The organism is Sphingobium sp. (genome assembly GCF_033795625.1).
Classification (GTDB): Bacteria; Pseudomonadota; Alphaproteobacteria; order Sphingomonadales; family Sphingomonadaceae; genus Sphingobium.
In genome coordinates this window covers 21,183-42,066 of sequence record NZ_JARYGI010000009.1, presented here as the reverse complement: position 1 = coordinate 42,066, position 20,884 = coordinate 21,183, and the positions used below count along the sequence as shown (strand labels likewise).

At 63.2% G+C, this 20,884-nt stretch carries 16 protein-coding genes; 15 read left to right on the top strand and 1 reads right to left on the bottom strand.

What is annotated here, in order from left to right; translation table 11 throughout:
• The first annotated feature begins 233 nt into the window (after nucleotides 1-233).
• The 10 genes from QHC67_RS06535 (at nucleotide 234) to QHC67_RS06490 (ending at nucleotide 12,253) form a co-directional block, all read left to right on the top strand.
• The gene (locus QHC67_RS06535; RefSeq protein WP_024018513.1) at nucleotides 234-824 is read left to right on the top strand and encodes a DUF305 domain-containing protein; all 591 of its coding nucleotides are present in this window, start codon (nucleotides 234-236) and stop codon (nucleotides 822-824) included.
• Between the two features lie 127 nt (nucleotides 825-951).
• Nucleotides 952-3,636: an NAD-dependent epimerase/dehydratase family protein gene (locus QHC67_RS06530; RefSeq protein WP_024018514.1), complete on the top strand. Its 2,685-nt coding sequence runs from the start codon at nucleotides 952-954 to the stop codon at nucleotides 3,634-3,636.
• A 328-nt stretch (nucleotides 3,637-3,964) separates the two neighbouring features.
• On the top strand, nucleotides 3,965-4,411 hold the full coding sequence (locus QHC67_RS06525; protein WP_031308719.1) for a DUF411 domain-containing protein: 447 nt from the start codon (nucleotides 3,965-3,967) through the stop codon (nucleotides 4,409-4,411).
• 43 nt (nucleotides 4,412-4,454) lie between these two features.
• Nucleotides 4,455-4,814 (top strand): hypothetical protein, encoded by a 360-nt coding sequence (locus QHC67_RS06520; RefSeq protein WP_319292553.1) that lies wholly within the window; start codon nucleotides 4,455-4,457, stop codon nucleotides 4,812-4,814.
• Between the two features lie 103 nt (nucleotides 4,815-4,917).
• On the top strand, nucleotides 4,918-5,199 hold the full coding sequence (locus tag QHC67_RS06515) for a hypothetical protein (RefSeq protein WP_024018517.1): 282 nt from the start codon (nucleotides 4,918-4,920) through the stop codon (nucleotides 5,197-5,199).
• Nucleotides 5,200-5,327: 128 nt separating this feature from the next.
• Nucleotides 5,328-6,557 (top strand): TolC family protein, encoded by a 1,230-nt coding sequence (locus tag QHC67_RS06510; RefSeq protein WP_230189187.1) that lies wholly within the window; start codon nucleotides 5,328-5,330, stop codon nucleotides 6,555-6,557.
• Nucleotides 6,554-8,041 carry an efflux RND transporter periplasmic adaptor subunit gene (locus QHC67_RS06505; protein WP_066608847.1) on the top strand — a complete coding sequence of 496 codons (1,488 nt, stop codon included), beginning with the start codon at nucleotides 6,554-6,556 and terminating at the stop codon, nucleotides 8,039-8,041. The genes QHC67_RS06510 and QHC67_RS06505 overlap by 4 nt, the downstream gene beginning before the upstream one ends.
• Nucleotides 8,038-11,181, top strand: coding sequence for an efflux RND transporter permease subunit (locus tag QHC67_RS06500; protein WP_275488662.1), 3,144 nt, complete (start codon nucleotides 8,038-8,040; stop codon nucleotides 11,179-11,181). The genes QHC67_RS06505 and QHC67_RS06500 overlap by 4 nt, the downstream gene beginning before the upstream one ends.
• Nucleotides 11,182-11,192: 11 nt before the next feature.
• On the top strand, nucleotides 11,193-11,585 hold the full coding sequence (locus tag QHC67_RS06495) for a copper-binding protein (RefSeq protein ID WP_182914071.1): 393 nt from the start codon (nucleotides 11,193-11,195) through the stop codon (nucleotides 11,583-11,585).
• 116 nt (nucleotides 11,586-11,701) lie between these two features.
• A complete protein-coding gene (locus QHC67_RS06490; RefSeq protein ID WP_232016452.1) occupies nucleotides 11,702-12,253 on the top strand; it encodes a YgjV family protein in 552 nt (183 codons plus the stop codon).
• A 324-nt stretch (nucleotides 12,254-12,577) separates the two neighbouring features.
• On the opposite strand, the gene QHC67_RS06485 is transcribed toward QHC67_RS06490, so the two are convergent.
• Complete coding sequence (locus QHC67_RS06485) at nucleotides 12,578-12,847, bottom strand: metal-sensing transcriptional repressor (protein WP_082679252.1); 270 nt, start codon at nucleotides 12,845-12,847, stop codon at nucleotides 12,578-12,580.
• Nucleotides 12,848-12,967: 120 nt separating this feature from the next.
• On the opposite strand from QHC67_RS06485, the gene QHC67_RS06480 reads away from it, so the two are divergent.
• From QHC67_RS06480 to QHC67_RS06460, 5 genes are read left to right on the top strand one after another with little or no spacing between them, the layout of a single operon-like run.
• The gene (locus tag QHC67_RS06480) at nucleotides 12,968-14,305 is read left to right on the top strand and encodes an MFS transporter (protein ID WP_066608855.1); all 1,338 of its coding nucleotides are present in this window, start codon (nucleotides 12,968-12,970) and stop codon (nucleotides 14,303-14,305) included.
• Complete coding sequence (locus QHC67_RS06475) at nucleotides 14,259-14,759, top strand: hypothetical protein (protein WP_140419370.1); 501 nt, start codon at nucleotides 14,259-14,261, stop codon at nucleotides 14,757-14,759. The genes QHC67_RS06480 and QHC67_RS06475 overlap by 47 nt, the downstream gene beginning before the upstream one ends.
• 52 nt (nucleotides 14,760-14,811) lie before the next feature.
• Entirely contained in the window at nucleotides 14,812-16,080 is a 1,269-nt protein-coding gene (locus QHC67_RS06470; protein ID WP_066608858.1) for a TolC family protein, read from the top strand.
• Nucleotides 16,077-17,231 carry an efflux RND transporter periplasmic adaptor subunit gene (locus QHC67_RS06465; protein ID WP_088185136.1) on the top strand — a complete coding sequence of 385 codons (1,155 nt, stop codon included), beginning with the start codon at nucleotides 16,077-16,079 and terminating at the stop codon, nucleotides 17,229-17,231. The genes QHC67_RS06470 and QHC67_RS06465 overlap by 4 nt, the downstream gene beginning before the upstream one ends.
• The gene (locus tag QHC67_RS06460; protein ID WP_275488663.1) at nucleotides 17,228-20,464 is read left to right on the top strand and encodes an efflux RND transporter permease subunit; all 3,237 of its coding nucleotides are present in this window, start codon (nucleotides 17,228-17,230) and stop codon (nucleotides 20,462-20,464) included. The genes QHC67_RS06465 and QHC67_RS06460 overlap by 4 nt, the downstream gene beginning before the upstream one ends.
• Nucleotides 20,465-20,884: the final 420 nt, after the last annotated feature.

The following is a 20,884-nucleotide window of genomic DNA, read 5'->3' as shown; positions in this document are numbered from 1 at the left end:
GACATCAGGGCGCCCTCAGAACTTGGCCGGTTAAGCGTCGCCGCCCAAGAGCCTGGCTGAACAATGCAGAGGTACGGCGCAGCGGAAACCCGGCTATGATCAAAGTTGAATGTCCATCCTCCCGGTCATACTCCAGGTGATCTTGGATCCCTTTGGGTATGAAGTGAGTTGCAGGCATGCCCCCTTGGCAGCCGAGGAGGGTGAGGAGCCTAGAGGTAGGACGGAGTCGGTCAATGGAAGACAAGAAGAATGGCATGGGCATAGGCATGGGCTATGGCCGGTTCGTGGCGATGATTGCGACGTCTACGGTCGTGATGTTCGGGCTGATGTATCTCAACACCTATGCGCTGAGCCATGTCCAGTTCAGCCAGACGCGCACCTGGATGGCGCTCGTCATGGGCGCGGTCATGGCGGTGATCATGCTCAGTTTCATGTGGGGCATGTACAAGAACACCCGCCTCAATATCGGCATCCTGCTCGGTAGCGCTGCCATTTTTGGTTTAGCGCTTTGGCTGGTGCGGAGCCAGGAAACGGTCGACGACGTCTCCTACATGAAGGCGATGATCCCGCACCACTCGATTGCGATCATGACCAGCGAGCGCGCGCACATCAAGGACCCCGAGGTTCGAAAGCTGGCCGATGGCATCATCGACGCGCAGGTACGCGAGATCGCCCAAATGAAACAGATGATCGCGCGCCTGCAAGCTAACCCGGCGCCGGATGGCGCTCCGGACCTGCCCTCCTATCGCGATCGCGGTGCGTCGCCCCCGCCACCGCAAACCGACGAAAGCACCGGAATAGATACACGAAAGCCGATTTCCTGAGGTGTGTTCTTCGAAGTAAACAGGATGGGCACATGATCGGGTACTGTCGGAAAGGCTTCGTCATGCGCATCTTGCTCAAATATCCAGCGATCGACGCTCTTCGCGAAAGAAGCAGGATGGTGGAAGTATGACCGACATCGAGCGCAGCGGTCCGAGTGGCGCCAAAGGCGCTTCTGAGATCGTCCTCGTCACCGGAGCGAGCGGTTTTATCGCCGCGGCCCTGATCGCCCGGCTCGGCGAGCGCTACACGGTCGTCGGTCTCGATCGCGCCGGTCCGCCCGAGCCACCACCGCCCGCCGCCGCTATCGACATTGATGTCGGCTCGGATGAAGCGGTTCACGCTGCGCTCGAGGAGGTTCGCGCGCGATACGGCAACCGCATTGCTTCCGTCATTCATCTCGCCGCGTATTATGACATTTCTGGCGATCCCAATCCGCTCTACGACAAGGTAACCGTCCAAGGGACACGGCGGCTGATCGACGGACTCCAGTCGTTCGATGTCGAGCAATTCGTCTTCGCCAGCACGATGCTGGTCCATAAACCGACCGCCACTCCGCAGGAGCGCATCAACGAGGAATCGCCGATCGGTGCCTCCTGGGCGTACCCGCAGTCCAAAGTCGACACAGAGGCGCTGCTGCACGAGCGTCACGGACGGATACCCGTCGTCTACCTGCGACCCGCAGGAGTCTATGCCGACGAGGGACGCTCAGCGTTCCTCGCACAGCAGATATCGCAGATCTACGAGCACCGCCTGATCTCGCATTTCTATCCTGGCATGCTGTGCGCGGCGCAATCATCGGTGCACCGCGATGACCTGGCGGAAGCCGTGGTGCGCCTGGTCGATCGGCGGCACGATCTTCCGTCTGAACTGCCCCTGCTCATCGGCGAACCCGATGCCCCCGGCTACGCCGAAATCCAGGACATCGTCGGCGAGGCGCTCCACGGCGAGGGCTGGAAGACGATCCGCATCCCGCAGCCGCTCGCGAAGGCTGGTATCGTTCTTCAGAACGAGGCACTCGGCGACGACGATTTCATCCAGCCCTGGATGATCGACAGCAGCAACGACCACTACATTCTCGATATCTCGCGCGCACGGTCGCTACTTGGATGGGAGCCGAAGCACAGTCTTCGCGAAACGCTTCCGACGATCGTTGCGGCGTTGAAGCGCCACCCGCGCGCCTGGTACCGGAACAACAAGCTCAACGAAAACCTCGTCGCCTGGAACGACAAGTCCGATCCGAAGCCGGCCGAGCTGGACCATAACCCGCCTGAAGCGGCAGCCGGCGCGATGCCCGGCATGGAGCACGGAGCTAAGGACCATGGCAACATGGATCATGCCGCTGTGGGGCACGGGGCTGGGGACATGGCGATGTCCAGCCACGGTGCACATGGCGATCACATGGCCATGATGGACCGCGACGAGCGCCGTGCGCGCTGGGCGCTCTACGCCAACATCGGCCTCGGTCTGTGGCTCGCCTCGAGCCCGCTCATCTACGACTCCATGACCGCGCAGCGCGTCGGTGAGGCGGCGCGGTTCGTAACGGTCGATCGCGGTCTGCCGTCGATCGAGTGGCGTGCAAGCGCGCTGGCCGTAAGCGATCTTGTCAGCGGGCTTGCCATCGCGCTGTTCGGTGCGCTGTCGCTTGTACCACGCACCAAGACGTGGGCTCAGTGGGCGGTCGCATTCGTTGGGATCTGGCTGCTGTTCGCGCCGTTGATCTTTTGGAGCCCGAGCGCGGCGCAGTACAACAACGATTTGCTCATCGGCTCGGCTGTGATCGCGCTGTCGGTGCTCGTGCCGATGATGCCGGGTATGAGCATGGCAGGGATGATGGACCCCAAGAACATCCCACCCGGCTGGACCTATTCCCCGTCTACCGATGCCCAGCGGCTGCCGATCGTCGTGATGGGTCTGATAGGTCTTCTTACCTCGCGCATCCTGACGGCATACCAACTGGGCCACATCGATAGCGTCTGGGAACCCTTCTTTGTCGGCTCGTTGAGCGATCCGCGCAATGGTACCGAGGAGATCATCACGTCTAACATGTCAAAGGCGTGGCCGATTCCCGACGGCGGTCTCGGCACCATCAGCTACGTGCTCGAGATCCTGATGGCGGTGATGGGCACCCGCGACCGCTGGCGCACGATGCCGTGGATGGTGACCTTCTTCGGCATCCTGGTCATTCCACTCGGCGTGGTCAGCATCTATTTCATCATCAGCCAGCCCATCGTCATTGGCACCTGGAGCACGCTGGCGCTGATCGCCGCCCTCGCCATGCTGATCATGATCCCTTTCGCGCTCGACGAGGTCATCGCCATGGGTCAGTTCCTTGTGTGGGCGAAATGCCGCGGCAAGCCGCTGATTCGCACCTTCTTCCAGGGCGACGCGAGCGAGGCCGGCAGTGAGGACGCCTCCGACCTGATGTCGTCGCCTGCCGCATTTTGGGCCGATGCAAAGCGGGGGCTGACCCTGCCGTGGACGCTGGCGGTCAGTATCGCGCTCGGCGCATTCCTCATGCTCACGCGGGTGACACTGGGCAATGAGGGCGCCATGGCGAACAGCGACCATGTCATTGGTGCCCTGGTCATCACCGTCGCGATCATCGCCACCGCCGAAGTTGCCCGCGCCGTGCGCTTCATCAATGGCGCGCTCGGCGCCTGGCTGGTTGCTGCCCCTTTCCTGCTGACGGGGGCCGGCCACCTGGGAACGATCGTTTCGGTGATCATAGGGCTCGCCCTCGTCGGTCTCAGCCTTCCGCGCGGCAAGCGCAGCGCTGAACATTATGCGAGCTGGGACAAATATGTGATCTGAGGGTCGCTCTGCTCGACGTGGAATTGAACAGGAAAAGATACGTCACGTCTGTTGGGAATGCGGGACTCCGAACGGTCAACTTACGGCCGTGCGACCGGGTCGCTGAGATGTGAAATGCGGCCTGCTCGGGTGCAATAATGCTTTTCGACTGCATAAATCGACGCGAGTGCGAGAGGTCTGCAACGACCCTGGATTGCCCATCGACGAATGTCGGTTCGTGATCGCTACGGTAATCTTGCGACCGTCTGCCACTTTTTGAGGGGTAGGCGGCGGTCGCGCGTATTATGAAGAGTGGTAGCCTTGATGAATGGGTGCGGTGAAGGACGATATGAAACTCAAAGTCGCATTGTCGTTGGTCCTTGCGTCGGTTTCGGTCGCCAGCGCGGCGGCGACGCCTATCGTGGTTCACCGCGATCCGGGCTGTGGCTGCTGCGCGCAGTGGGCGGCGCAGGTGCGTAAGCAGTTCGGGCGCCAAGTAACCATCATCGACGATCGCCAGCGCTCCAGCTTCCAGCGGACCCAAGGCGTTCCTTCGGGCCTGTCATCCTGCCATACAGCGATTGTAGACGGCATGGCATTCGAGGGTCATGTCCCGATTACCGACATGAAGCGCGTCCTTGCCCAGAAGCCGCGCGGCGTGCGTGGACTTGCGGTTGCCGGGATGCCGATGGGCTCGCCGGGGATGGAAGTCCCGGGGCAACACGTGGACCCCTATAATGTCGTCGCCTTCGGTCCAGGTGGACAGCATGTCTTTGCGCGTCATGGCGGACGATGATGTCGTTGTTCTACGATAAGGACGGGTGTAAGAAGTAACGGCTGTGAAACGGGTACTGCATCTCTTCCTCCTGCTGGGAGCCTTGGTTGGCCTCATGGGCCAAGCGGCGGCCTATGCCTCTAACCCGGCCCCGGTTTCCGCGCCGATGGCGATTTCGGGAATGAGCGCAGATTGCATGAATGCGATGGCTCAGAAACAACAGCCCTCGGGCAAGCCCTGCAAGGGGCTGACGCTCGACTGCGTCGGATCAATGGGCTGTGTCGTTCCGATGGTTCTGCGCGACGCGCCGCGCGTCCCGGCATCGCCGGTGGCTCACGGAGCTATGGCATTCTGGACCACGACGTCGACCCTGCATGGCAGTGATCTGACCCCCGAGCCTGAACCACCGACTATCCTTGGCTGATCGACCACAGCCGTCAGGCTGACAGGATCGGTGCGCCTATCGCGCACTCAAACATCCTGTCCGATCTGCGGCTACCACGATGATTTGCCAAAGGATTACAGTCATGAAAAACCGTGTTTTCTACGCCCTGCTGGGCGTAGCCCTTGCCGCGCCTGCCGCCGCATTCGCCGGCCAGCCCGACCACAGCCAACAATCCGGTCATTATGAGTGGAAGTCGGTTCCCCAATATGGCCCGCGCGCCACGGGACCGGCTCAGCGGCGCGTCTGGGTGCCTGATACCGCGAAGATGGCCAACTGCGACTGCGACATGATGAAGATGAGCTCCGCGGATTGTATGAAGGAGATGCATGGCATGATGTCTCCGTCCGGCGCCTCGGCTGGCTAGCAGCAGGTTCTGGCCGCTTCAGGTCGCATAGACGGCTAGGCCAGCAGTGGCGGCGGGATACCCCTTCCTGCCGCCACTGACATGCCTGGTGTGCCACGCTTGCCTGAACCTCCGATCAGGAGATCTCCATGCGATTATTTTTGTGTATGCCGCTGTTAGCGGCAATCCCCGGCATTGCCTTCGCCGAGCCGCTCACCTTCGACGCGGCCCTCCAGCGCGCCCGGCAGGAAGCGCCGTCGCTCAAGGCGAAGGCGCTCGGTGCCAACGCCGCCCGTTCCGTGCGCGGCGCGGCCGGCGCCCTGCCTGATCCGACGCTTGCAGTTGGGATCGACAGTTTCCCGGTATCGGGACCGCTCGCGTTCGAGCCGCAGCGCGACAATTTCAGCATGGCGCGGGTCGGCGTGTCCCAGGACATTCCCAATCTCGCCAAGCGCCATGCGCAACAGGCGCGCGCCGACAGCGACATAAAGGCGGCCGAGGCTGATACCGCAGTCCAGGCGCGCACGGTCGAGGTTGGCACCGCGCTAGCCTGGATCAACTTGGCCTATGCCGAGCGCAGGCTCGCCGTGCTCGACGATATTCTGTCCGGTCTCGAGCGTGTGGTGGGAACGACGCCAGGTGCGGTCGCATCGGGAGGCGCGCGCCCGGCGCAGACCCTTGCAGGGCGCCAAGCCGTCGCCGCGATGCAGGATCGCCGCAGTGAACTGGTCTCGAACGTGGCGCGGGCACGCGCGACGCTAACCCGGTGGACCGGAGACCCCGCGCCGGAGATCGCCGGACCGATCCCCGATTTTGCGGTCGACGCAGCGGGTCTGCGCGCAGGACTCGACCGCCACCCCACCATCCAGATGATCGATGCCCAGGCCGGGCAGGCGGATGCCGATGTGCGCGTAGCCGATGCCGGCCGGCGTTCCGATTTTGGTGTCAACCTGGCCTACCAGCGCCGCGATCCCCGGTTCGGCGACTATGTCTCGGCCGGTGTGACGGTCAGCCTGCCGTTCTTCACGCGCAGTCGCCAGAATGCCGGGATCGCGGCAGCCCAGGCAAATGCCGGACGAGTGATGGCTGAACGCGAGGCCTCGCGGCGCGCGCTCGCCGCCGACCTTGATGCGGATATCGCCGACCATGTCATGCACCATGAGCAATGGATGCGTGCGCAGAGCACACTGCAACCGCTCGCTGAGCAGCGCGTGAAATTGGAAACCGCCAGTTATGCGGCTGGTCGTGCCAGTCTCGTCGATATCGCCGACGCCTATGCCGCGCTGGCCGATGCCACCATCACGACTCTTGATCGTGAAGCCCTGGTCACCGCGGACGGTGCGCGGCTGACACTCACCTACCGGAGCGCAAATCGATGAGCCAGGTTATGATAGCCCGCGGGTGGCTCTTTGGCGCAGCTGCTGCTCTTGCGCTTGCTGCCGGCGGTCTCGGGTTCGCTCTAGCGGGCTTCCAGGGCACAAAAGATGGTGGGGCCGTAAAGCCGGCAGCGCGCAAGATTCTTTATTGGTACGATCCGATGATACCGGCCGAGCACCATGAGGGTCCGGGTCTCTCATCCATGGGTATGCAGACGATCCCTCGTTATGCGGACGAGGGCGGAGCAAGCGCGCAGGTGCCGGGCATTTCGGTCGACGCTTCCGCCTCGCAGGCGCTCGGTCTGCGGATCGCCACGGTGCAACGCGGCGAGCTGGCTAGCAGCCTCACCGCGACCGGTACAATCGACTTCAACCAGCGCGATGTCGCGATCGTCCAGGCACGTGCCGGGGGCTTCGTGCAGCGAGTCTATGGTCGCGCGCCGGGTGACGTGGTCGGCGCGGGGGCGCCGCTCGCCGATATCCTGGTGCCGGAGTGGGGCGGGGCGCAGGCCGAGTTTCTCGCGGTGCGCCGCACCGGCAACGCAGCACTGACCCAGGCGGCCCGCCAGCGACTCATGCTGCTTGGCATGCCGTCTGGCACCATCGCGTCGGTCGAGCGCGGCGGCCGTCCGCACAATGTCATCACGATCTCCACGCCGATCGGCGGCGTTGTCAAAACATTGGACGTGCGAGCCGGCATGACACTGACGGCAGGACAGACGCTCGCAGAGGTGAATGGTCTCGGCACTGTCTGGCTCAATGCCGCCGTGCCCGAGGCGATCGCCGGACCGCTCAAACCCGGGCAAACCGTGCGGGCGACGCTCGCGGCATTTCCCGGCGAGATCTTGTCGGGCCGCGTTTCAGCGATCCTGCCGCAGACGCAAGCCGACAGCCGGACGCTGACCGTGCGGATCGAGTTGCCCAACCGCAGCGGACGCCTGCGTCCCGGCATGTTCGCAACCGTGTCGTTTGGCGGAGCCACGCAACCGGCGCTGCTGGTGCCCTCCGAAGCGCTGATCCGTACCGGCAAGCGGACATTGGTGATGCTCGCGCTCGACAAGGGCCGCTATCGGCCGGCCGAGGTCCAGACCGGGCGGGAATCCGGGGGCCAGACTGAGATCCTGGCGGGCCTGGGCGAGGGTGAGAAGATCGTCGCGTCGGGCCAGTTCCTGATAGACTCCGAGGCGAGCCTGTCCGGAGTCCAGGCGCGGCCGATCGGGGGTGGCGCGCCTATAGCCGCCAAACCCGCTGCTACTGGCAGACTCTACGAGACCGTTGGAAAGATCGAGCAGATCACCGCCAATTCGGTGACGCTCAGCCATGAGCCGGTGCCTGCGATCGGTTGGCCGGCGATGACGATGACCTTCCAGCTACCCGATCCTAAGATCGCGCGCGGCCTCAAGACCGGCGATCGGGTCCGTTTTGGATTCGATCAACCTTCCGCCGGAGCCACTGTGCGGCGCATGGCGAAGGTCGCGGGCCAGTGATCGCCCATCTCATCCGCTGGTCGGTCCGTAACCGGTTCTTCGTCCTGATCGGCATGCTTGCGCTGGTCGGGGCGGGGCTGTGGGCGGTGCGTTCGACCCCGATCGATGCGCTGCCCGATCTCTCCGATACCCAAGTCATCATCCGCACCAGCTATCCGGGACAGGCGCCGCAGATCGTCGAGAACCAGGTCACCTATCCGCTGACCACCACCATGCTGTCGGTTCCCGGCGCGAAGACGGTGCGCGGCTATTCCTTCTTCGGCGATAGCTTCGTCTATGTGATCTTCGAAGACGGCACCGACCTTTATTGGGCGCGCAGCCGGGTGCTCGAATATCTCAATCAGGTGCAGGGACGGCTGCCGGCAAGCGCCCGCAGCGCGCTCGGACCGGACGCCACCGGGGTTGGCTGGGTCTATGAATATGCGCTGGTCGACCGCACCGGCCGCCACGACCTGTCGCAGCTCCGTGGGATTCAGGACTGGTTCCTGCGCTACGAGCTGAAGACCGTGACCGGCGTCGCTGAGGTGGCCAGCATGGGCGGCATGGTCAAGCAGTATCAGGTGCTGCTCGATCCGGTGAAGCTGGCCGCTTATGGGATCACCCATCAGCAAGCGGTCCAGGCGATCAGCCAAGCCAATCAGGAAGCGGGCGGCTCGGTGCTGGAGATGGCCGAAGCCGAATATATGGTTCGCGCCTCGGGCTATCTGAAGACGCTCGACGATTTCCGGGCGATTCCGCTCAGGACCGGCGCCGGTGGCGTGCCCGTGCGGTTGGGCGATGTCGCCACCATCCAGATCGGCCCGGAGATGCGACGCGGCATCGCCGAGCTGAACGGCGAAGGCGAGGTCGCCGGTGGCGTGGTGATCCTGCGTTCGGGCAAGAACGCGCGCGAAACGATCGCCGGAGTCAAGGACAAGCTCACCGAACTGAAAAAGAGCCTGCCACCCGGCGTCGAGGTGGTGACGGTCTACGATCGTTCGCAGCTCATTGATCGCGCAGTCGAGAATCTCACCCACAAGCTGGTCGAAGAGTTCATCGTCGTCGCCATCGTCTGCGGCCTGTTCCTCTGGCACGTCCGTTCAGCGCTGGTCGCGATCCTCACTCTTCCGCTGGGGGTGCTGGCGGCGTTCGTCGTGATGCGCTTCCAGGGGGTGAATGCCAACATCATGTCCTTGGGCGGCATCGCCATCGCGATCGGCGCGATGGTCGATGCGGCCGTCGTCATGATCGAGAATGCCCACAAGAAGATCGAGCACTGGGAACAGGATCATCCGGGCAAGCATCTCGAGGGCGAGATGCGCTGGATTGTCATCACCGAAGCCGCCGCAGAGGTTGGCCCCGCCCTGTTCTTCAGCCTGCTGATCATCACGCTCTCCTTCATTCCCGTGTTTACACTCGAAGGACAGGAAGGGCGGCTGTTCGCGCCGCTCGCTTTCACCAAGACCTACGCGATGGCGTCGGCGGCGATCCTATCGGTGACCTTGGTGCCGATCCTGATGGGTCTGCTGATCCGCGGGAAGATCCCGCCCGAGCAATCCAACCCGGTCAACCGCTGGCTCACCAACATCTACCGGCCCGCAATCGACTGGACGATGCGGCGGCCCAAGACGGTACTGCTTATCGCGGCTCTGGTGTTCGCGACCACGGCCTGGCCGCTCACCCACCTCGGCGGTGAGTTCATGCCCAATATGGACGAAGGCGACCTGCTTTACATGCCGTCAGCACTGCCCGGGTTGTCGGCGGCGAAAGCGTCGCAACTGCTCCAGCAGACCGACCGGTTGATCAAGACCGTGCCCGAAGTCGAGAGCGTATTCGGCAAAGCCGGACGCGCCGAGACCGCCACCGATCCGGCGCCGCTGGAGATGTTCGAGACGACCATTCAGTTCAAACCCCGCGACCAATGGCGGGCGGGGATGACACCCGACAAGCTTGTTGAAGAACTGGATCGTACGGTGAAACTCCCCGGCCTCGCCAATGTCTGGGTTCCGCCAATCCGCAACCGCATCGATATGCTGGCGACCGGCATCAAGAGCCCGATCGGGGTCAAGGTGTCGGGGTCCGATCTCGTCCAGCTCGACCGGATCGCCCATGATGTCGAGACGGTGGCGAAGACCGTGCCCGGCGTCAGTTCGGCGCTGGCCGAGCGGCTGACCGGTGGGCGCTATGTCGATGTCGACATCGATCGCGCTGCCGCCGCCAGGTTCGGGCTCAACATCACCGATGTGCAGGCGATCGTTTCGGGTGCGATCGGGGGCGAGACGATTGGCGAAACGGTCGAAGGCCTAGCCCGCTACCCGATCAGCGTGCGCTACCCGCGCGAGGTGCGCGACAGCCTGGAAGGCCTCCGCACGCTCCCGGTCCTGACGCCATCGGGGCAGCAGATCACGCTCGGCACGGTCGCGAACATATCGATCGCTGAAGGGCCGCCGATGCTCAAGACCGAAAATGCGCGCCCCTCCACCTGGGTCTATGTCGATGTTCGCGGGCGCGATCTCGCCTCCGTCGTCGGCGATCTCCAGCGCGCGGTGGCGAAGCAGGTCAAGCTCTCGCCGGGCGTCAGCATCGCCTATTCCGGCCAGTTCGAATATCTCGAGCGTGCGGTCGACAAGCTGAAGCTGGTTGTGCCTGCAACGCTGCTGATCATCTTTGTGCTGCTCTACATGATCTTCGGCCGGTTCGATGAAGCCGCGCTGATCATGGGCACGCTGCCGTTCGCGCTCACAGGGGGCATCTGGATTCTCTATTTGCTAGGTTTCAACCAATCGGTCGCGACCGGCGTCGGGTTTATCGCGCTCGCCGGCGTTTCGGCCGAGTTCGGCGTGGTGATGCTGATCTACCTCAAGAACGCACTGGAAGAACGCGGCGCCGGTCCCGATGCTACTCAGGTCGAGGCTGCGGTGCGCGAAGGTGCGCTGCTCCGCGTCCGGCCTAAGGCGATGACGGTCGCGGTTATCCTCGCCGGCCTGCTGCCGATCCTATTGGGATCTGGCGCGGGCTCGGAAGTGATGAGCCGGATCGCCGCGCCGATGATCGGCGGCATGCTCACCGCGCCGCTCCTGTCCATGTTCGTACTTCCTGCGGCCTATCTTCTGCTCCGGCGGCCGAAGAGCAAGCCCACACCTCAACCTCTTATTTCATGAAGGAGAAGACCATGAAGCATGCACGACTGACTATTGCCCTCGGCCTCGCCGCCTTGACCGCTGCGTGCGGTAAGAAAGCGGAAACGCCGGTTGCGGCCGAGACCAACCAGGCGGCGCCCGCCGCCGCCATGAGCGGTGACATGGGCAATATGGCGATGGCACCAGCTGCCACTGCGCCGATCATGGCCAAGGGTCATGGCACGGTCACCGCGATCGACAAGACCGCTGGCACGATCACGCTCGACCATGGCCCGATCCCGGAAGCCAACTGGCCGGCAATGACCATGGCGTTCAAGGCCGCGCCTGCGATATCCGACGCGGCGAAGGTGGGCGACAAGGTCGATTTTGATGTCACGCTTGTGGGCAGCGCCGGTGAGGTAACAGCGATCCAAAAGAAGCCTTAAGCAGGGGATTTTATAAGGCCCATTAAAGGCTAATTAACCTCGTTCCTTCACGCTTCAGTGATGAAAAAAGAACGAGCTGGGCGCGAAACGCAGATCAAGATTGGAAGAACCGAGCGGTGGCAGTCGTGATTGCCACCGCCTTCGGTTGCGTGGCGCTTCTGTGTGTCATTATCTGGCCGTTCTTCAGCGACTACAAGACGGTCGTAAAAATTCAGAGCGCGGGCGCTGCTGCGTTTGCGACATATTTTCTAATGTTGGGATCGCCCACTGCGGCGGTGGCATGCCTCATTTCTTGCGCGCAACTCCTCGTCTCAGCGTCAGTGCGTGACCGCTATGTCGTCGTGCGACTCTATGGGGCCAGCCTCATTGTGTTGTCCTTCCTATCGGTCATAACATGGCACGGAATACCATCCGCGCTGGCGTTGACCGGCAGTTCGCTGGGTAGTCTAGCCCGCTTGCAGACATCGACGACGCGTATGAAGGGTCTGTTCCTCGTGGGGGCTCCATTTTGGCTCGCCCATAATTTGATCGTTGGAGCCCTTTTCGCCTTGGGCACCGACGTTGTTTCTTTGCTCTCGAACTTTGGGAATTTGTTGAAGTTTGCGGTGAGACGTTGGCGCGAATCAGCCTTTCATGACGCTGCCACTAGAGCGGCCATAGGCTATTAAGCGCTCGGGTCTTTTTCCTATGTGGGATCATGACCTAACCACAACCATCTGAAAGGCCCTTCAGATCTGACTGTACACGGCGGGCTTCCGAATCAAAGTGGTTGACGGTTGCGCATGGGTAACGCGCTGAAGGCGCCGAATTCGGGCAAGACTCGGCGGTGTGCGGGCGGCGTGACATCCATACCTGAACGCTGATAAGTTTGGCGGACGCAGGTCAAAGGATCGTTCGTCGGACAAGCATTTTGGTGGGGAAGTGCCGCTCTATTAGCACACGCTAGCAGACTGCGTCTGGTCGAGTAGCCGATCAACGTCAGACGTAGCCGCTCATAGATATTTCGATATTATCCTGAACTCCTCTACCGCCGAGCCAACGGCCTCCGTGCCGTCGGCATGGACGAGGCAATGATCGATATGGTCGTTAATAAGCGCTCTCTTCGCGCTGGCGACTGCCTTTTCGACTGCATGAAGTTGCTGGACGATCTCGACGCAAGGTCGACCAGCCACGATCATATCGACAGTGCTGCGCAAGTGGCCACCAGCGCGATTTAATCGCTTGACGATCGCGGGATGACTTTCGTGCCTGTGTTCCGTCATCCGCAAGACCTCCTGCAACGCGCTACATGGCTTTACATATCCTCCAGGGGAGGATAACTCAAGCGCGTCCGATATCCCCCATGGGGGATAGGGTCGCAAATCAATCGGAACAAACGCGACGTGATCTCCGTCCTGGCAAACCGCACCTATCGCCATCTTTTCATGGCTCAGGTCATCGCGCTTATCGGCACGGGGCTCGCAACGGTCGCGCTCGGTCTGCTAGCCTATGACATCGCCGGCGGCAGCGCGGGCGCGGTGCTCGGCACGGCGCTCGCGATCAAGATGGTTGCCTATATCGGTGTCGCGCCGGTCGTTGGCGCCTTCGCCGACCGCCTGCCACGTCGCGCGTTTCTTGTCAGCATGGATCTCGTGCGGATGGCCGTGGCGATCTGCCTGCCATTCGTGAGCCAGGTCTGGCAGATCTATGTCCTGATCTTCGTGCTGCAATCGGCCTCCGCGGCGTTCACGCCGACCTTCCAGGCAACCATCCCCGATATCCTGCCAGAGGAGCGCGACTATACCCGCGCGCTGTCGCTGTCGCGGCTCGCCTATGACATGGAGAGCCTGACCAGCCCGATCCTCGCTGCCGCGCTGCTGACCGTCATCAACTTCCACTGGCTATTCTCGGGAACGGCGATCGGGTTTCTGTGCTCGGCACTGCTCGTCGTGACGACGGTCCTGCCGCGCGCGGTGAAATCAGAACCGAGAAGTGGCGGGATTTACGCCAAGACCACGCGGGGTACGCGCATCTATCTGAAGACGCCGCGCCTGCGGGGGCTGCTGGCGCTGACCCTCGCTTCAGCTGCGGCCAGTTCGATGGTCATCGTCAACACGGTGGTAATCGTGCGTGGTAATCTCGGCCTCACGCAGCGCGATGTTGCCTTCACCCTTGCGGCTTTTGGCGCAGGCTCGATCCTTGCCGCGCTGACCCTGCCACGTATCCTCGATCGGGTCGCCGATCGTACGATCATGATTGGGGCTGCGGCAGCAATGACGATCGGTCTCGCCCTTCTGGCGATGCTCACGGCAAGCTTTGGGGCAGCGCCCGGTTATTGGCGCATGGTCCTGATCGGCTGGTTCATACTCGGTATCGCCTATTCGATGAGCGTGACGCCATCGGGCCGATTGCTTCGACGGTCGGCCAATGCCGACGACCGCCCGGCCTTGTTCGCCGCGCAATTCGCGCTCAGCCACTGCGCCTGGCTGATCTGCTATCCCCTGGTGGGGCTGTTGGGCGCCAGTATCGGGCAGACGGCGGCGTTTGCGGCAATGGCGGCGATTGCGGCCGCCGGAACCCTGGCCGCCTTGTGGCTCTGGCCCAGCGCAGATCCCGATACGGTGAACCATGACCATGCGGATCTCGCGCCCGATCATCCCCATCTGCGCGGTGATCACGGCAAGGCGCGGGAGCATGCGTTCGTTATCGACGATCTCCATCAGCGCTGGCCACGCCGATGACTTTCATCTCGACTGTCATGATCCCTGTCTTGCGGCGCGCTTGTGGACCGGCCGTGTTCGCGATACCCGTATCGACATGACGGCATCGTCGGTCAGATTGCGCTCTTCGGTGCGGGCCTGTGCCCGCTTGCGCCTTTTTGCGCTCTCGGCGATTCTGGCGCTGTTCGGGATGCTGGCGCTTGCCACCTGGCATGACGCTATGCCGCACGTCCATGATGCCGCGCATGGCATCAGCGTCGATCGGGATCATCATGATCACGCCCCGGCCGAGCAGCCGGACACACCCGACCTGATGCATCTGGCGGCTCATGCGGTGCTCCAGACAATCGACATGCCTGCACAGACTGTTGTTGTTGCGCTGTTGAAACCTGTCGCGGCGATCTGGGCGCGCGAACCTGCCGAAGCGGCGCGGTCTATCGCACCTTCGTCAATTCTGCGTCCCCCGCGAGGCTGAATTCACGCGCGTAGCGCGTGCCGTCATTGCAGCCTTTTTTGGGGATAAGAATATGAGAGCCTTTATAAGCCGGCTGCCGCGTCGCGTGGTGTCCGGCATGATGGGCGCGACCTGCGTCGCGGCGCTGTGCGCACCCGCACAGGCGCAAGTGGCGCCGCCGTTTGCTACACTGCTACGCCAGACCGCCGATGCGCCCCGGCGCATCGAAAGCGAAGCCGAGGTTCGCCGGTACGAGGGTCTAGCACGCCAGGCGCGCGCCCGACCCAATCCGACGATTGGCGTGCTCACCGAGAATGTTGCGGGATCGTCTCCCTATCGCGGGGTCGATCGCGCCGAGACGACGCTGCAATATAGCCAGCCGCTCGAAATCGGCGGCAAGCGTTCGGCGAGGATCGCAGCCGGAGAGGCCGGCGTCGCTGCGTCCCGCGCCCGCGATCATGATGCGAAGATCCGCTACGCTTATGATCTTGCACGCGCTTATGCAGCGGCGGACGTCGCAGACCAGCGGATAATGCTCGTCGAAGGCGAGGTCGAGCAAGCGCAGAATATCCTGCGCGCCGCTCGCGTGCTGGTCGATGCCGGCAAGGAAGCGCGGCTGCGCGCCCTGCAAGCAGAGGCCGCGCTGAACGCCGTGACCGCCGATCTTGAGGGGACGAAAGCGGATCGCATTGCGGCCTATGCCCGTCTCTCCGCACTCGCCGGCGTCGACGAGACCTTCACCGGCTTGTCGGAATCGCTCCTGACCGTGCCGGTCGCGGCACCGGCTTATGGCCCCGTCGATCCGATGACGAGTTCGTCCTTTCTTGCCGCGCAGGCAGAGCGGGAGGCTGCCGAGCGCCGCCTGACCGCCGAACAGAAGCGGGCAATCCCCGATGTGACGGCAATCGTCGGCGTGCGGCGTCTCGATTATGAGAATGCGACCGCTCTCACGGCGGGCGTCTCGATCCCGCTGAACATCTTCGATCGCAACCGCGGCAATATCGCCGCCTCGGAAGCAGAGGCACAGGCCGCCGCTGCAAGATTGGCCATGGCGCGTAACGATGCGATTGCCGAAGCCCGCGCGGCCGGGGCGCAGATTGCGGCCGCACAGTCGCGGGTTGCCGCAGCGGAGGCATCGCAACGCACCGCGGAAGAAACCTATCGTCTCGCTCGCATCGCCTATGAGGCTGGCAAATCCCCGCTCGTCGAATTGTTGAACGCCCGCCAAGGCCTTGGCGCGGCACGCGGGATCGTCCTCGACGCCAAAGTGGCCAGTTTCGAGGCGCGCGCGCAGCTCGCCCGCCTCCAGGGCCGCACCCTTTCCGGAGGTGAGATCCAATGAACCCCGAACGCAATAAGCTTTATGCCGGGGCCGCGATGGGTCTCCTCCTCGCCGCCCTTGCCGGTTTCGGTGTCGCCAGAATGACTGGCCCATCCGCACCGACAGCCGAGACGGAGGCGGCGGCCGATGCTGCTCAAACCGACACCGTCGTGATCACCCAGGACGGTATCAAGACCTCGAGGATCGGAGTCGCACCCGCAGCAGCCGGTGGCGTCGCCGGCATCATCCTCGCCAGTGCCACCGTTGAGGCAACGCCAGATGCCGAAGCGGTGCTCACTGCCCGGGCAGCGGGCACCGTTACCCGGATCTTCAAGCGGATCGGTGATCCGGTCAGCGCCGGCGAAACGATTGCCCTTGTCGAGAGCCGCGATGCGTCGGCGATCGCCGCCGATCGCAGTACGGCTGCCGCAAGGGTTACGCTTGCAAGCCGACAACTGGCGCGCGAGCGAATACTGCTCAATCAAGGGGTGTCGCCCCGGGCAGACTATGAGACCGCCGAAGCCAATCTGGCGGTCGCTCAGGCCGAAGCCCGGCAAGCCAGCGCTGCCGCCAGCGCGGCAATGGTCTCGCGCGACGGCAGGTCGGTTGCGGTGGTCAGTTCGATCTCCGGCCGTATAACATCCGCACCCGTCAATCTCGGCGCTTTCGTGCAGGCCGAGACCGAGCTGTTCCGTGTCGCCGATCCGCGCCGCCTTCAGATCGAGGCGAGCATGCCGGCAGCGGACGCATTGCGTGTGAAGGCGGGTGACAGGGTCGAGCTGACGACCAACAACGGCCAGAAAGTGGAAGGCCAGGTCCGCTCGGCGACCGGCGTGGTCGATCCGCAGACGCGGCAAGCGACGGTGGTCGTGACGCCAAGCGGAGGCGGCGGCCTGATCGCGCCCGGCCAACTCGTCCAGGCGCGTATCTTCGCCAGCGGCGGCGATGCGGCCTCCGGCGTGAATGTGCCGCAGGATGCGGTCCAGACGCTAGGGGATCGCTCGGTGGTGTTCGTGCGAACCCGCCAGGGGTTTAAGGCGCAGACCGTGCGGGTTGGAACGCGCAGCGGCGGCATGGTCGAGATTGCCTCGGGCCTCCCTGCAAACACGGTGATCGCCACCACCAATGCCTTCCTGCTCAAGGCCGAGCTTGGCAAGGAGTCGGCGGAATGATCGCGCGGATTTTAGGGCTCTCGGTCAGAGCGCGATGGGCCGTTGTGTTCATCACCTTCCTCGTCGTCCTGTTCGGTGCCTGGCAGATCACCCTGCTGCCGATCGACGCGGTCCCGGACGTCACCAACCGCCAGGTCCAGATCAACAGCTTCGTGCCGACCCTCGGACCGGTCGACATGGAGAAGCAGGTCACCTTTCCCGTCGAGACAGCGCTTGCCGGTATTCCCGGTCTGCAGACGACCCGCTCACTCACGCGTAACGGGTTCAGCCAGGTCACCGCGGTCTTCAGGGACAGCACCGACATCTATTTTGCTCGGCAGCAGGTTACCGAACGGGTCGCTCAGGCCAAGGACAGTCTGCCTGCCGGCGTTCAACCCCAACTCGCGCCGCTCACGACGGGTCTGGGCGAGATTTTCATGTTCAGCGTCGCGTTCGACCATCCCGACGGCAAGGGCGTTAAGGTGGTCGACGGTCAGCCCGGCTGGCAGTCCGATGGTTCCTATCTGACGCCCGAAGGCGAGAAACTGACCACGGTGGTTGCCAAGGCCGCTTATCTGCGAACGGTCCAGGATTGGATCATCAGGCCGCAGATGCGCACCGTGCAGGGTGTTGCCGGTGTCGATTCCAACGGCGGCTATGTGAAGCAATATGTCGTCGAGCCCAATCTGACCGCGCTTGCATCCTATGGCGTCTCGGTCACTGACCTCGCCGACGCGCTCGAACGATCGAACCTGTCGGCGGGCTCCAACTATGTCCGCCGTGCCGGCGAATCCTTTCTCGTTCGCGCCGACGCGCGGCTGCGCTCGGTCGCCGACATAGAAGAGGCGGTGATCGCCACGCGTGCCGGCGTCCCGGTGCGCGTGAAGGACGTCGGCCAGGTCGTCATCGGGGGCGCGGTGCGGACCGGATCTGGCAGCGTCGGCGGGTCAGAAGCAGTCATCTCGACTATCCTGATGCTCACTGGCGAGAACAGCCGCATCGTTGCCAATCGCGTCGCCGACAAGCTGGTCGAAATCAACAAGACGTTGCCGCCGGACGTTGTTGCAAGCCAAGCCTATAACCGCTCCAAGCTGGTCAATGCGACCATCGCCACGGTCGAGAAGAATCTGGTCGAAGGCGCACTGCTGGTCATCGTCGTGCTGTTCCTGCTGCTCGGCAACATCCGCGCCGCGCTCATCACGGCGGCGGTGATTCCGATCACCATGTTGATGACTGCGGCGGGCATGAATGAGCTCGGTGTCTCGGGCAATCTGATGAGTCTCGGCGCACTCGATTTCGGCCTGATTGTCGATGGCGCAGTCATCATCGTCGAAAACGCGCTCCGGCGCCTCGCCGAGCGGCAGCACAAGGAAGGAAGACTCCTAACCCGACTCGAACGCCTCACCGAAACCACTCACGCCGCGCAGGAGATGGTCCGGCCAACCGTCTATGGCCAGGCCATCATCTTCCTCGTGTTCATACCTTTGCTCACCTTCCAGGGCGTGGAGGGCAAGACGTTCGCACCGATGGCGATCACGCTGATGCTGGCTCTGGCCAGCGCGTTCATCCTGTCGATCACGTTCGTGCCGGCGATGGTCGCGTTGCTGGTGACCGACAAGGTCAGCGAGACCGAGGTCAGATCGATCCGCTGGTTCAAGGAGAAATATCAACCGGCGCTCACCCGCGCCGTGGCGCGGCCAATGCCGTTCATTCTCGGCGGCGCAGGCGTGTTTGCGGCAGCGGTGCTGCTGTTCGGTACGCTTGGACAGGAGTTCATGCCGCAGCTCGACGAGAAGGACATCACGGTCACCAACTTTCGTATTCCATCCGCCTCGATCGACCAGTCGACCGCGATGCAGCTCGACATCGAAAATGCACTCAAGACATTGCCCGAGGTGGCATTGGTCTTTTCCAAGAACGGCAATGCCGATCTGGGTACCGATCCGATGCCGCCTAATGCGTCCGATACCTATGTCATCCCAAAGCCTGAAAAGGAGTGGCCAGCCGAGGTCAAATCCAAGGAGGATATCCTTCGGCGGATCGAGGAACGGATGAAGCCGCTGATCGGCAACCGTACCGAGATCCAGCAGCCGATCCAGATGCGGTTCAACGAGCTGATCGCGGGCGTTCGCTCTGATGTGGCGGTCAAGCTCTATGGCGACGACCTGGACGCGATGAGCGAGGCGGGAGGCCGAATCGCGACCGCGCTGCGGACCATTCCCGGCGCGGCGGACGTGCAGGCGGAGCAGACATCCGGCGCGCCGACCTTCGACATCAAGGTCGACCGCCAGGCGGCGGGCCGTTACGGCCTGTCGGTCGAGGAGGTCGCCAGTACGGTCGCGGCCGCCCTGGGTGGACGCGAAGCGGGCTTGTTGTTCGAAGGCGATCGACGCTTCGCTGTGGTGGTGCGACTGCCCGACGCACAGCGCGACGATATCGACACCTTGGGATCGATCCCGGTCATGCTACCATCCAACGGTGCCGGGAACGCGCGTTCCATCCCGCTCAGCGAAGTGGCGCGCTTCACTTACACCGAGGGGCTCAACCAGATCAGCCGCGAGAACGGTAAGCGGATGGTCGTCATCCAGGCCAATGTGCGCGGCCGCGATCTTGGCGGATTCGTCGCGGAAGCCCAGACGAAGATCGCCGATGTGAAGCTGCCCGCCGGAACCTTCACCGAATGGGGCGGCCAGTTTGAGAGCCTTCAGTCCGCTTCCGAGCGGTTGGCGATCGTCGTGCCGCTTTGCTTCGTCCTGATCTTCGCGCTGCTCTACATGGCACTGGGCGGCGCTTGGCCGGCGCTGGTCGTGTTTACGGCCGTTCCCATGGCGCTGGCCGGAGGTGTGTTCGCTCTGGCCCTGCGCGGGATACCTTTCTCCATTACGGCGTCGGTCGGGTTTATCGCGCTTTCCGGCGTGGCGGTTCTCAACGGCCTTGTCATGATGAGCGCGATCCGCAAGCGGCTTGACGATGGCGAGGGGATCGACGGGGCGATCATTGGTGGCGCGATGGAACGAGTACGGCCTGTGTTGATGACCGCGCTCGTTGCGAGCCTGGGCTTCATCCCAATGGCGCTTGCCACCGGAACCGGAGCGGAGGTGCAACGACCGCTTGCGACTGTAGTGATCGGGGGGCTCATCACGTCGACGGCGCTGACGTTGCTCGTCCTACCGGCGATCTCGGCGCTAATGTTCCGGTTATTGGCGAAAAGGAAAGGTATCCAGGAGCCACCGATAAAGGTTGTGGCGGCGTGAGGGGGCGTCTCCAATAAATTTGGTGGATAGCTAGGCTGAAAGGCAGACTAACCGGCGACACTCTAATCGTGCCGGCCACGGTGTCCGGCCGAGCAATCGATGCGGTGCTCGACATCGGTTCGTCTGGTCCGCGATGTCGCGGTGACGCAGGGCGGTTATGCGCGCGTCCTGCCTTCGCGATAATCGCAGACTTGGGGGCGGCCTCGGCCGCCTTTGGCTGTCCGATATTATGCTCGGAGCAGATGTGCTGGCCGGGGCTGCGGCGTTCGCGTTTTCGACGCGACGGTTCGCATTGAGAAGCCACCCAGCTTTGTAGCGGGGTCGGAATGGACTGAATTTGCGCACGACAGGGTGCCAGACAGGAACTGTTTCCCCTCGCTTTCCGGCACCTCGGCACGCAGGGTCGGAAGCCGTGTCTCC